General features: G+C 66.4%; 13 protein-coding genes. 5 read left to right on the top strand and 8 right to left on the bottom strand.

The window, feature by feature from the left end:
* The first annotated feature begins 4 nt into the window (after positions 1-4).
* The 5 genes from A5744_RS21525 (at position 5) to A5744_RS21505 (ending at position 5,978) form a co-directional block, all read left to right on the top strand.
* Entirely contained in the window at positions 5-436 is a 432-nt protein-coding gene (locus tag A5744_RS21525; RefSeq protein WP_076064418.1) for a PPOX class F420-dependent oxidoreductase, read from the top strand.
* Between the two features lie 41 nt (positions 437-477).
* A complete protein-coding gene (locus tag A5744_RS21520) occupies positions 478-1,536 on the top strand; it encodes a dihydrodipicolinate reductase (RefSeq protein ID WP_076064417.1) in 1,059 nt (352 codons plus the stop codon).
* Positions 1,537-1,740: 204 nt separating this feature from the next.
* Positions 1,741-2,160 carry an MmpS family transport accessory protein gene (locus tag A5744_RS21515; protein WP_076064403.1) on the top strand — a complete coding sequence of 140 codons (420 nt, stop codon included), beginning with the start codon at positions 1,741-1,743 and terminating at the stop codon, positions 2,158-2,160.
* Entirely contained in the window at positions 2,157-5,054 is a 2,898-nt protein-coding gene (locus tag A5744_RS21510) for an MMPL family transporter (RefSeq protein ID WP_076064402.1), read from the top strand. The genes A5744_RS21515 and A5744_RS21510 overlap by 4 nt, the downstream gene beginning before the upstream one ends.
* Positions 5,055-5,090: 36 nt before the next feature.
* A complete protein-coding gene (locus A5744_RS21505) occupies positions 5,091-5,978 on the top strand; it encodes a hypothetical protein (protein ID WP_076064401.1) in 888 nt (295 codons plus the stop codon).
* Here A5744_RS21505 and A5744_RS21500 read toward each other — a convergent pair.
* From A5744_RS21500 to A5744_RS21465, 8 genes are all read right to left on the bottom strand, one after another.
* The gene (locus A5744_RS21500) at positions 5,975-6,808 is read right to left on the bottom strand and encodes a DegV family protein (RefSeq protein WP_076064400.1); all 834 of its coding nucleotides are present in this window, start codon (positions 6,806-6,808) and stop codon (positions 5,975-5,977) included. The two genes, A5744_RS21505 and A5744_RS21500, sit on opposite strands and share 4 nt — an antisense overlap.
* 4 nt (positions 6,809-6,812) lie before the next feature.
* Positions 6,813-7,550 carry a diglucosylglycerate octanoyltransferase gene (gene octT, locus A5744_RS21495; RefSeq protein ID WP_076064399.1) on the bottom strand — a complete coding sequence of 246 codons (738 nt, stop codon included), beginning with the start codon at positions 7,548-7,550 and terminating at the stop codon, positions 6,813-6,815.
* A complete protein-coding gene (gpgP, locus tag A5744_RS21490) occupies positions 7,540-8,217 on the bottom strand; it encodes a glucosyl-3-phosphoglycerate phosphatase (protein ID WP_076064398.1) in 678 nt (225 codons plus the stop codon). The genes octT and gpgP overlap by 11 nt, the downstream gene beginning before the upstream one ends.
* Positions 8,214-8,600 (bottom strand): ribosome silencing factor, encoded by a 387-nt coding sequence (gene rsfS / locus A5744_RS21485; RefSeq protein ID WP_076064397.1) that lies wholly within the window; start codon positions 8,598-8,600, stop codon positions 8,214-8,216. Before rsfS ends, gpgP begins: the two co-directional genes overlap by 4 nt.
* The gene (nadD, locus tag A5744_RS21480; protein WP_240563142.1) at positions 8,597-9,199 is read right to left on the bottom strand and encodes a nicotinate-nucleotide adenylyltransferase; all 603 of its coding nucleotides are present in this window, start codon (positions 9,197-9,199) and stop codon (positions 8,597-8,599) included. The genes rsfS and nadD overlap by 4 nt, the downstream gene beginning before the upstream one ends.
* A 100-nt stretch (positions 9,200-9,299) precedes the next feature.
* Entirely contained in the window at positions 9,300-10,748 is a 1,449-nt protein-coding gene (locus A5744_RS21475; protein WP_076064395.1) for a VWA domain-containing protein, read from the bottom strand.
* Between the two features lie 9 nt (positions 10,749-10,757).
* Complete coding sequence (locus tag A5744_RS21470; protein WP_076064394.1) at positions 10,758-11,633, bottom strand: MoxR family ATPase; 876 nt, start codon at positions 11,631-11,633, stop codon at positions 10,758-10,760.
* Between the two features lie 33 nt (positions 11,634-11,666).
* Positions 11,667-12,914 (bottom strand): glutamate-5-semialdehyde dehydrogenase, encoded by a 1,248-nt coding sequence (locus A5744_RS21465; protein ID WP_076064393.1) that lies wholly within the window; start codon positions 12,912-12,914, stop codon positions 11,667-11,669.
* Positions 12,915-12,977: the final 63 nt, after the last annotated feature.

Genomic DNA, 12,977 nt, shown 5'->3' with positions numbered 1-12,977 from the left:
CGTGATGGCCGAAAAGCCGGAGCTGTCAGACCGGGTCGTCGAGTTCCTGTCGGCCGGCACCCGCACCGGGATGCTGGGTTACGTTGCGGCCGACGGCAGGCCGCTGGTCGCGCCGGTGTGGTTTGTCGTCGACGGCGGCGAATTGGTGTTCACCACCGGCCGTGACACGTCGAAAGGCCGTGCCCTGGCACGTGATTCGCGAGTCGCCATCTGCGTCGACGACCCCCACCCGCCCTATTCGTTCGTACAGGTGCAGGGTGTGGCGACGACGACCGACGATCCCGGGGACGTGCTGGAGTTCACAACCAGGACCGGCGCGCGGTACATGGGCGCCGACCGCGCCGACGAATTCGGCCGCCGCAACGCCGTTCCCGGCGAACTCGTGGTGCGTGTGCGCCCGACCAAGGTCGTCGCCGGATTCGATATCAGCGACTGAATGCGACTGAGCGCGAAGCGCCTATGGCGAAGGAGCACCCGATGAGCACTACCGGCGAACACCGCCCGTTGCGCGTGATCCAGTGGACGACCGGCAACATCGGGCGGCGATCGCTGCACGCCATCATCGGCAGGCCCGACATGGAGCTGGTCGGCGTCTACGCGCATGGGCAGGACAAGGTCGGTGTCGATGCCGCCAAACTGGCCGGCTGGCCGGAGCCGACCGGGGTGCATGCGACCAACGACGTCGACGCGCTGCTCGCGCTGAAGCCCGACGCGTGTTGCTATAACCCGTTGTGGCCCAACATCGACGAACTGGTCCGCCTGCTGGGATCGGGCGTCAATGTGTGCACCAGCGCGGCGTGGATCACCGGCGGCAAGCAGACGCCGCAAGACCGCAAACGCATCGAGGACGCCTGCCGGAAAGGCAATTCGACGATTTTCGGCAGCGGCGCGCACCCCGGGATGACGAACATGGTCGGCATGGTGTTGTCGGCCTCCTGCGAGCGCGTCGACGAGATCCGGATCACCGAATCGGTGGATTGCTCGACCTACGAGTCGGCGGAAACCCAGACGGCGATGGGGTTCTCGCAAGATCCCGACACCCCCGGGCTGGCCGACAGCGTTCGCCGGGAAAGCGAGGTCTTTGCGGAGTCGGCGGCGATGATGGCCGACGCGATCGGCGCGAAGCTGGACAAGATGACCTTCGACGTCACCTTCACCGCGGCCACCGCCGATTCCGATCTGGGCTTCATGAAGATCCCAGGGGGGACGGTCGGCAGCGTGTATGGCTACCACCGCGGCTGGGAAGGCGACCGCAACGTTGTCAGCGTCGGATTCAACTGGGTCATGGGCAGCCACGTGGTGCCGCCCAAGCCGCTCGAACACGGCCACGTCATCCAGGTTTTCGGGCTGCCCAATATGCGCACCGTCCTGCACTGCCTGCCACCGAAGGATTGGACCGAGCCCGGGTTCATGGGTCTGGGAATGATCTACACGGCGATGCCGGTTACCAATGCAGTCCCGGCGGTGGTGGCCGCTAAGCCGGGCATCGCGACTTTGGCGGACTTGCCGCCGGTGACGGGACGGGTTGCGCGCTAGACCGGTATCACACCGGGCACACCCGGAGGAACGCTTCCGTCCTCTAAGGGTTAGCATACTTAGCCGAGCAAAGGTTCCTGGCGACAATGGACGTCGCCGAAGACGGTGGTGAGCTTTCGGGCGGGACGGCAGGCCCGCCAGCGGTGAGCGGAAGGCGGTCAGGTGATGACTAGTCCAGGTTCAACGACCGGTGCGCTGACCCGCATGTTGAAACGAGCCTGGATACCGCTGCTCCTGGTCGCGGTTCTCGCCGTCTCGGGCCTGGTCGTCATGCGCCTGCACAAGATCTTCGGCTCGCAGGACCTCAACGCGAACGCCGGCGCCGGCATCGAGATCGTGCAGTTCAACCCCAAGGTCGTCGTCTACGAGGTGTCCGGCCCCCCGGGCGCCACGGCCAACATCAACTACTGGGACGAGAACGCCAACACGCACCAGGTCAACGCCGCGCCGCTGCCGTGGTCCACCACGATTTCGACGACACTGCCCGCGGTCAGCGCCAACATCATGGCGCAGAGCGACGGCAGCAACATCAGCTGCAAAATCACCGTGGACGGCGTCGTGCGCGAGCAGCAGAACTCCGACGGCCACAACGCCCAGACCTTCTGCCTGGTGAAGTCCGCATGAGCGACCTCAACAACAAGAGCCAGACGACCGCCGCGGACGCGGACACGGGCCCGATCCGCACCCAGAGCCCCGCCGAGCCCGCGCGCGGCCACCGGCCGGCCCTCCCCCACACAATCCGCATCTTCGCGGTGCCCATCATCCTGGGCTGGGTCTTCGTGACGGTACTGGTGAACGTCATCGTCCCGCGTTTGGAAGTCGTCGGCGAAGCGCACTCGGCGCCGATGACGCCACTGGACGCCCCGTCCATGAAGGCGATGATGCTGCTGGGCCACAACTTCCACGAATTCGATTCCAACAGCACCGTGATGATCGTGCTGGAAGGTCAGAAACCCCTTGGCGACGACGCGCATCGCTACTACGACAATCTGATTCGCCAACTGCGCCAGGATCCCCAACACATCCAGCACATCCAGGACTTCTGGGGAGACCGGCTCACCGCGGCGGGGGCGCAGAGCGCCGACGCCAAGGGCGCCTACGTCATGTTGAACCTCGCCGGCAACCAAGGCACGACGCAGGCGAACGAATCGGTGGACGCCGTCCGCAAGGTGATCGATCGCAATCAGGCGCCGCCCGGGGTGAAGGCCTACGTCACCGGTCCCGCCGCATTGTCCGATGACATGCACCTCATCGGTAACGCGAGCCTGGCCAAGATCACCCTGTTCACCCTGGGCGCGATCGCGATCATGCTGCTGCTGGTCTATCGCTCCATCGTCACCACGCTGGTCCAGCTGTTCATGACGTTCGTCGCGTTGGCGTGTTCGCGGGGAGTCGTCGCGGTTCTGGCCTATCACAACGCATTCGGGCTGACCACGTTCGCCGCCAACATCCTGACCATGTTGGCGATCGCGGCGGGCACCGACTACGGGATCTTCCTCGTCGGCCGCTATCAAGAGGCGCTGCGTGCCGGTGAGGACCGAGAAACCGCGTACTACACCACATTTCGCGGGGTGGCTCCGGTCGTCCTGGGGTCGGGCCTGACGATCGCCGGGGCGACGTACTGCCTGAGTTTTGCTCGCCTGCCCTGGTTCAACACCATGGGCGCACCCGTCGCGATCGGCATGCTCGTCGTGGTGCTGGCCGGCCTCACGCTGGGACCCGCGGTCGTGTTCGTGGGCAGTCGCTTCCATTTCTTCGAGTCCAAGCGGGCGGTCAAGCGGGGTCGGCTGTGGCGGCGAGTGGGCACCGCGGTAGTGCGTTGGCCCGCACCGGTTCTGGCCATCAGCGCCGCGGTCGTGCTGGTCGGCATGGTCGCACTGCCCAGCTACGTCACGAGTTACAACGACCGGTACTACCTGCCGACCTCCGCCCCGTCGAATCTCGGGCAAGCGGCGGCGGACCGGCATTTCTCGCAGGCCCGGATGAACCCCGACATGTTGATGGTCGAAGCCGACCACGACATGCGAAATCCGGCCGACATGCTGGTGTTGGACCGGGTGGCCAAGAACGTCATGCGCACGGTGGGCATCGCCATGGTCCAGGACATCACCAGGCCGTTGGGCATTCCGATCCAGCACAGCTCGATTCCGTTCCAGAACAGCATGCAGAGTCAGACGACGATGCAAAACATGGCGTTCCTCAAGGACCGCATGGCCGACATCCTCAAGATGGCCGACCTGCTGCAGGACCAAATCAACGTCACGCAGCGCCAGTACGAAGTGTCGCAAGATCTTTCCAAGGCCGCCGACGACAGCGCTAGGACCACGGCGGAAACGTCGGAAATCACCGATACGTTGCGCAACCACATCGCGGATTTCGACGACTTCTGGCGGCCGATGCGCAGTTACTTCTACTGGGAGAAGCACTGCTACGACATTCCCCTTTGCTGGTCGACTCGGTCCCTCTTCGACTCGCTGGACGGCTTCGACCAGCTTGCCGAGAAGTTTCACGACCTCACGGCCGACATCCAGCACACCGCCTCGGCGACACACGACTTGATGGCGCTGTTCCCCATGCTGATTGCGACGCTGAAGACGACCCGGGGCATCACGCTGACGCTGTACCAGACGTTCAAGGCGATGATCGATCAGATGGAGGCGATGAGCGATACCGCGATCGTAATGGGGCAAAGCTTCGACGCCTCCAAGAACGACGACTTCTTCTACCTGCCGCCGGAGGCCTTCCAGAACCCGGACTTCCAGACGGGCCTGCGAATGTTCTTGTCGCCAGACGGCAAGTCGGCGCGGTTCTTCATCACCCACCAGGGCGATCCGATGACCCCGGAAGGGATCTCGCGCGTCGCCTCGGAACGCACCGCCGCTCAGGAGGCACTCAAACAATCCTCGCTGTCGGACGCCAAGGTCTATCTCGGCGGCACCGCCGCGACCTTCAAGGACATGCACGACGGCGCGAAATTCGACCTGATGATCGCGGTGGTGTCGGCCCTCACGCTGATCTTCATGATCATGCTGCTGCTCACCAGGAGCGTGGTCGCGGCGCTGGTGATCGTGGGCACCGCGGCCAGCTCCATCGCGGCGTCATTCGGCCTGTCCGTGCTGATTTGGCAGGATCTGTTCGGCATCAAGATCCACTGGATCGTCGCGGCGCTATCGGTCATCATCCTGCTGGCCGTCGGGTCCGACTACAACCTGCTCCTGGTATCCCGGTTCAGGGAGGAGATCCATGGCGGGCTCAAGACCGGAATCATCCGGTCGATGGCCGGGACCGGCGGGGTGGTGACCGCGGCGGGCCTGGTGTTCGCCTTCACCATGGCGTCCATGCTGGGCAGCGACCTGCGGGTGTTGGGCCAGTTCGGATCCACCGTCTGCATTGGTCTGTTGCTCGACACGCTGATCGTGCGCACCCTGTTGATGCCGTCGATCGCAACCCTGCTGGGACGTTGGTTCTGGTGGCCGCAAGTCGTCCATCCGCGCGGTGACAACGCCCGACGAACTTGACGCACTGGGCCGTTCGGTGCGGCTATTATCCCGACAATGGCCACGGTGCACCTCGCTGACTCCTGCTTCCTGTGGACTGGCTTCGACATATCGATCGTGGCCAGGAGCTACGCGCAGTTAACCGGCATCCTCGCCGGTTTTGCCTTTGTCGTCGTGAATCTCGTGATCGACCGCGCCTATCGGCGCCGCTCCGACGCGCGTTCGCTGGAGCCGCGCGAGGTGGAACACGAGACCCAAGTGGGAATCGCGCTGGTGTGTGCGTTTCTCGGCCTGTTGCTGACGACCCTGCGCTATAGCTTGCTTGCCGGTGAGAACGGCTGCGCGCTGATCTCCGGCCGGGCCGCGTCCGCGGAGGTGCTGACCGCCGTTTCGTTCGCGGCGTCCATCTATATGTTGCTTTACGCTGTCGTGCAGTTCTTTTCGGGCACCGCCGGCGTGCTGGCCAAGCACTGCGTGTTCATCCTGGCGATTTTCGTTCCCCCGATTACCGTGTTCTTCGTCGAAGACACGCTCACGCATCTGGCGCTCTCGCTGGGTGATCCGGAAACGCGCCGGCCCCTTCAACCGCTGTGGGACTGGGCCAACCGGCTCGCGATTCCTATACCGCTGGGGATCTTGGTCGTGTGCGCCGCGGTGTGGGTCGCCGGAATTGGGCGACGGCGTTCGCAGTCACCCTCCGGACGTGTTGCGCTACTTGCCCGAACGGTCGTCCCGTACATCACCGTCGGCGTCGTCGCCGCCGCTTTGGTGCGCTCCATCGTGGGGCTGCGCTATACGAGTCCGTCCGTACATATCGCCCCGGCGGAAGCCTGGCTCTGGCTTGCCCTGCTCAGTGCCGCGCTCATTGTCCAAAGTGGGGCGTTGTCATTTCAAAAAGGCGTGGAAGTCCCCTTCGCCGGCCCGCCAGTTTCGACCGGGACCTAGCTCTCCGGCAGTTCCAGACACACCGCGACGGCTCCCGCGCCGACGTGCAGCGCGAGCACCGGTCCGAGCGGTGTGACGATCGCCGGCTCGCACGCCGGCAGCCGCCGCGCCAGTGTCGCCGCCACCTCGCTCGCGCCGTCGGGGTTGGCGACGTGGTGCACCGCCAACGCGGCACGGCCATCGCCGACGATCCCGCAGACCCGATCGATCATCGTCGCGGTCGCGCTGCTGACCGTGCGCACCCGTTGGGCCAGAACGAGTTTGCCGTCGTCGACGCGCAGCAATGGTTTGAGCGACAACGCGGTGCCAAGCCACGCGGTGGCGCCACCGATCCGGCCGCTGCGCCGCAGGTTGTCCAGGCGATGTACCACGATGAACGCGTGGCCGCGGCCCACGGCCGAAGTCGCGGCGGCCGCGACGGTCTCCAGGTCGCCGCCGGCTGCCGCGGCCCGTGCGGCGGCCAGCACCGCAAAACCGGTGCCCATCGCGGCTGACCTCGAATCGATCACCCGTATCGCCGGATCAAGATCGGCCGCGGTCCGTTCCGCGTTGCCGTAGGTGCCCGACAGGGCCGACGAAATGTGCACCGCCACTACGCCGTCACCGTCGCTGTCGGCAAGCGCCTCCTGGTAGACGTTCGCCAGCTCGGCCGGCGTCGCCGCCGCGGTCGTGGCGTGCAGCTTGTAGATGTCGTCGGGGATCTCGTCGACGCCGTCGCGCAGGTCGTCGCCGTCGAGCAAGACGTGCAGGGGAACCACCCGTATCGACCACTTTTCGAGCAACTCGGCCGGCAGCCGCGACGACGCATCGGTTACCACCACGACGGACATAGCGCTACCCGCGTGGTTTCTCGGTCGATATCCCGGCCTCGGCCAGCGCCTTGAGCATCAGCTCCGCGACCGCCTGGTGGGCCTCGAAATTCCAGTGAATTCCGTCGGGGTTGCCGCGTCCGCTCATAATATGCTCGGCCACAGCGGCTTTGAGATCGACCAGGGGAACGTCGTGGCTTTGCGCCCACTCGGTGATCGCCGCGGCGGTCCCCGCTCGACCGTGGTGGGCCTTGCCGTACGTCTGCGCGATGTGCACCGACGGCAGCGACGCCACGATCGGGATTCCGGGCCGGTTGAAATCGATTGCGCCGCGGGTTTGTTCGAGGTATTCGGCGCTCAAGTGCGGCGGCAACGCGGACCTGGCCACCGGCGAAAGCCTGGGCTGCAGCCAGCCATAGCCGTCGCGGACCCAGCGCCGCAGCCACGGCGGCCGCACATAGCGGATCAGCTCGCGCAGCGCGGTAGGCAGCACCGAGGGCAGTGAATCCATCCCCCCGGTGGCGAATATCACCGCCCCGGCCCTGGGCAGCGCCGCCCAGGCGCGGGGATCCTGGGTCGCCGCCCACCAGATGTCGCGGCATGTCCAGCCGATGCGCCCAATCAGTTCCACATCCCAACCCAGTTGTGAGGCAACGATATTGGGCCAGATGCGGGCATCGTCGGAGGGCAAGCCGCCGGTGGGACCGTAGTAGGCCAGCGAGTCCGCGAAGACCAGCAGCACCGGTCGCGTATTAGAGGACATCGTTGGACACCTGAGCCGAGGCGTTCCACACGTCGAGGCGCCAGCGGATGCCCTCGAGGTCGGTAACGCCGGAGTCGTCGGAATGGCCGGACAGCTGCACCCAACTCGCATTGCCCATGCCGCCCAAAACGGGCCAGTTCGAGACGGGAAGCTTCAGCAGCGCGGCCGACAGCGCGGCGATCAGCCCGCCGTGGGCGACCAGCACCACCGGCCGGCCCGGCTCGCCGGCCCCACCCCATTCCGGTTCTCCGGCTACCAGTTCGGCGATCAATGGCACACTGCGCGCCGCGACGTCGACCCTGCTTTCCCCGCCGTGCGGCGCCCACGACGCGTCCTCGCGCCACGCCAGGCGGGCTCCCGGGGCCTCGGCATCGATCTGGGCGTGAGTCAGGCCCTGCCAGTCCCCGAGGTGGGTCTCCCGTAGCCGCCGATCCACGCGAACCTGCTGCCCGGTCCGTTCCCCCAGCTTGACCGCCGTGTCGTAGGCGCGATGGAGGTCCGACGACACGATCAGCAGCGGCTGCAGCTTGCCCAGCACCTCAGCGGCGGCAACCGCCTGCGCGCGGCCCAGGTCCGTCAGCGCGGAGTCCAGTTGCCCCTGCATGCGGCTACCGGCGTTGAAGTCGGTTTGCCCGTGCCGCAACATCACCAGGCGACGCACCCTCATCGCGCGCTCGCCGAGTCGTCGTTCTCACCCAAATCCACCGGCACCACGGGGCAGTCGCTCCAGAGGCGGTCCAGCGCATAGAAGTTGCGGTCATCCTGATGCTGGATGTGCACGACGATGTCGCGGTAATCCAGCAGCGTCCAACGGCCTTCGCGGGCACCCTCGCGGCGCGCTGGACGGTAGCCCGCCTTGCGCATTTTCTCCTCGACCTCGTCGACGATCGCGTTGACCTGCCGCTCGTTGGACGCCGAGGCGATGACGAAGCAATCCGTGATCACCAATTGGCCGGAGACGTCGATGACCACGACATCCTCGGCAAGCTTGGCCGCGGCCGCGCCGGCCGCCACCGTCGCCATGTCGATGGCTTCCGGGGTCGCGCTCATGCCGACCCCTCGGCGCCCGGCTTGCTGTAAAGCCCGCGCTTCGAGACGTACTGCACGACACCGTCGGGCATCAGATACCACAGCGGGCGGTGCTGTTCGGCGCGCTGACGACAGTCCGTCGACGAAATCGCCAGTGCCGGAATCTCGACCAGGGTCAGTGCGTCCTCGGCCAGTTCGCCCACGACACCGGTGATGTGATCACGGCGCAGCTCGTACCCGGGCCGGCTGACCCCGACGAAGCGCGCCAGCTCGAAGAGCTCGTCCCAGCCCTGCCACGACAGAATGGAGGCCAGCGCGTCGGCGCCGGTGATGAAGTACAGCTCGGAATCCGGGTTCAGGGCGTGCAGATCGCGCAACGTGTCGCGGGTGTAGGTGGGCCCGGCGCGGTCGATGTCGACCCGGCTCACGGAGAATCGGGGATTGGAGGCGGTGGCGATCACCGTCATCAGGTAGCGGTCCTCGGCGGCCGACACCTGCCGGTCCTTCTGCCACGGCTGCCCGCTGGGCACGAACACCACTTCGTCGAGATCGAACAGGTCGGCGACCTCGCTGGCAGCAACCAGGTGACCGTAATGGATGGGATCGAACGTCCCGCCCATCACGCCGAGCCTGCGCAGCTGCTTTTGCACGGTTTGCCAGCTTACTTGAGCGCGCGACCAGGGCCGATTCCGCAGCTCGCGGCCACGCTCCCCCAGCAAGTCAGACGGGAAGCAGCTGGTCGATCACCGCGGCCAGCTGCTTGGCGGACCGGCACTCGTGCATCGTGATCACCTCTTGGTAGCGCGGCACCGCCGAGTCGCCGCTACCCCACAGGTGTTTGGGCTCGGGGTTGAGCCAGTGCGCGTGCCGGCTGGCGGTCACCATGTCGGTCAGCACGTCGATGGCCGGGTCACGGTAGTTGGTGCGGCCGTCCCCGAGCACCAGCAGGGAACTGCGCGGCGAGAGCACATTCGGATGCGCCTGCAGGAAAGAAACGAAAGCGTTGCCGTAGTCGGAATGACCGTCGCGGCTGTATACGCCCGCCTCCCGGGTGATCCGCTGGATCGCGACAGCCAGGTCGGCTTCCGGCCCGAACATGTGGGTCACCTCGTCGGTGGTGTCGATGAAGGCAAATACCCGGACGCGCGAAAACTGTTGGCGCAACGCGTGTACCAGCAACAGGGTGAAGTGGCTGAACCCGGCGACCGAACCCGACACGTCGCACAGCACGACCAATTCCGGGCGGGCCGGTCGCGGTTTGGCCAACACCACGTCGATCGGCACACCGCCGGTGGACATCGACTTGCGCAGCGTTTTACGCAGATCGATCGACCCGGCGCGGGCGCGGCGCCGACGGGCCGCGAGCCGGGTCGCGAGGGTGCGGGCGAGCGGAGCCACCACCCGCTGCATCTGGCGTAGCTGATCGCCGGAGGCGCGCAGGAACTCGACGTTCTCGGAAAGCTGTGGAATGCCGTACATCTGGACGTGGTCGCGGCCGAGTTGCTCGGCGGTGCGCCGCTTGGTCTCGGCGTCGACCAGCTTGCGCAGCTGGGTGATCCGCTGCGCGGCAAGCGCTTTGGCGATCTGCTCCTGGGTGGGCGTGGGCTCGTCGCCGTAGGGGGCGAGAAGTCCGGCCAGCAGCTTGCCTTCCAGCTCGTCCAGCGCCATCGCCTTGAGCGCCTGGTACGACGAGAACGACGGGCCGCGGCTGGAACTGTATTTGCCGTAGGCCTCGACGATCCGCGCGATCATCGCGACCAGGCGCTCGTCCATGTCGCCGAGCTCGGGATTCTCGGTGAGCAGGTCCAGCAGCATCTGGCGCATCGCCTCAACATCGTCGGGCGGCAGGGAGTCGTCGGCCGTTGCGTCGCCGGCCTCGTCCTCGGTGACCACCGCGCGCGCCCCCAACGCCGGGGGAAACCACAGGTCGAACATGGCGTCATAGGTTTCGCGGTGATCGGGGCGGCGCAACACCGCGCAGGCGATACCTTCGCGCAGCACCTCGCGATCACCCAGCCCAAGGGTGGCCATCACCCGGCCCGCGTCCACCGTCTCCGACGGGCCCACCGAAATTCCCTGTCCGCGAAGCGCTTCCACGAAGCCGACCAGATGGCCGGGTAGCCCGTGCGGGGCGAGCGGTCTGGTAGGGCGGATGCGGCGGACGGCCATCGGTGTTTCCTAGTTCAGCCGCAACTCGCCACTGGCGCGTTGTTGGTCGGATTGGTGCTTGAGGACCACGCCGAGCGTTTGGGCGACTACCGCGTCGTCGATGGTGTCCAGGCCCAGCGCGAGCAGCGTGCGGCCCCAGTCGATGGTTTCGGCGATGGACGGCACTTTCTTGAGCTGCATCCCGCGCAGCACACCGATGATGCGCACCAATTCCTCGGCGAGGTGCGCGGGCAACTCGGGGACTCGGGACAACAAGATGCGCCGTTCCAGGTCGGGGCTGGGAAAGTCGATGTGCAAGAACAGGCAGCGGCGCTTGAGCGCTTCCGACAGTTCACGCGTGGCGTTGGAGGTGAGCAACACGAACGGCGCCCGCTCGGCCGTCAGTGTGCCCAGTTCCGGCACGGTCACCGCGAAGTCGGATAGCACCTCCAACAGCAGGCCCTCGATCTCGATGTCGGCCTTGTCGGTCTCGTCGATCAGCAACACGGTCGGCTCGGTGCGCCGAATGGCGGTTAGCAGCGGCCGGGACAGCAGGAACTCCTCGCTGAACACGTCGCTCTTGGTCGCATCCCAGTCTCCGGAGCCGGCCTGAATCCGCAGAATCTGCTTGGCGTGGTTCCACTCGTACAGCGCCCGCGCCTCGTCGACGCCCTCGTAGCACTGCAGCCGAACCAAGCCTGACCCGGTGGCCTGGGCGACGGCGCGGGCCAGCTCGGTCTTTCCCACTCCGGCTGGGCCTTCCACCAGAAGCGGCTTGCCGAGTCGATCGGCCAGGAACACGGCCGTGGCGGTGGCCGTGTCCGGCAGATAACCGGTTTCGGCCAGCCGTCGCGATACGTCGTTGATGTCCGCGAACAGCGGCACGGGCCGGGCGGGCACACTCACAATGTCAATTCTCCTAAAAGCATTCGCGGGCCGTCAGGCCGGACGGACGTGGCCGTCTCCCCACGCGATCCATTTGGTCGAGGTCAATTCCGGCAATCCCATCGGCCCGCGGGCATGCAGCTTCTGAGTGGAGATGCCGATTTCGGCGCCGAAACCGAACTGCTCGCCGTCGGTGAACGCCGTCGACGCGTTGACCATCACCGCCGCCGAATCGACGCCATCCGTAAACCGTTGTGCGGCAGCCATATTGCTGGTCACGATGGCCTCGGTGTGTCCGGTTCCGTATTCGTTGATGTGAGCGATCGCGGCGTCGACGCCGTCGACCACTGCAACGGCGATGTCCATCGAGAGGTATTCGCGCCGCAGGTTCTCCTCGTCGGGGTCGAGGTGCACCGTGACCCCGGCGTCTTGCAGCACGGCGACCAGCCTCGGCACGGCCTCCGCGGCGATCGCGGCGTCCACCAGCAGCGTCTCGGCGGCATTGCAGACACTGGGCCGCCGGGTCTTGGAGTTCAGCAAGATCCGTTCCGCCACCTCCAGGTCGGCGCCTTCATGCACGTAGACGTGACAGTTGCCGACACCGGTCTCGATGGTGGGCACCTGTGCGTCGCGGACCACGGCGTCGATCAGGCCGGCTCCCCCGCGCGGAATCACCACGTCGACCAGGCCGCGGGCCTGAATCAGGTGCGTCACGGTGGACCGGTCCGTGGCCGAAAGCAGCTGAACCGAGTCGGCGGGCAGGTCCTCGCTGACCAGCGAAGCCCGCAGCACCTCGACAAGGACCTGGTTCGACCTGGCCGCGGACGAGCTTCCGCGCAGCAACACGGCGTTGCCGGACTTGAGCCCCAAACCGAAAGCGTCGACGGTGACGTTAGGCCGGCCCTCGTAGATCATGCCGACGACGCCGAGCGGAACCCGCTGCTGGCGCAGCTGGAGCCCATTGGGCAGGGTGTAGCCGCGCAGCACCTCGCCCACCGGGTCCGGCAGCCCCGCGACCTGGCGCAGGCCGGCGGCAATCCCGTCGACGCGCTTGGGGTCCAGTGCCAGCCGGTCGAGCATCGCGGTCGGTGTGCCCGCGGCCCGGGCGGCCTCGATATCCTCGGCGTTGGCGGCGAGGATCAGATCGACGTGGGAGGTTATCGCGTCGGCGGCGGACTGCAGCGCCTGGTCCTTGGCCACCGTCGGCAACAACGCCAGGACGCGCGAAGCGACCCGGGCGCGGCGGGCGGCATCATGGACTTCTCGGCGCAAGTCGGGAAGCGAGGGTGCTTGCAGACTCATTTAACAAGGGTATCGGTCGTTACCTGGCCAAGTTTGGCTGCCCCACGTGGGCGCCCGATGGCG

Origin of the sequence: Mycobacterium sp. IS-1264, from assembly GCF_001954195.1 — a bacterium.
Taxonomy (GTDB): domain Bacteria; phylum Actinomycetota; class Actinomycetes; order Mycobacteriales; family Mycobacteriaceae; genus Mycobacterium.
Note: the sequence above shows the minus strand (reverse complement) of the source record. Positions and strands in the feature narration are given on the sequence as shown.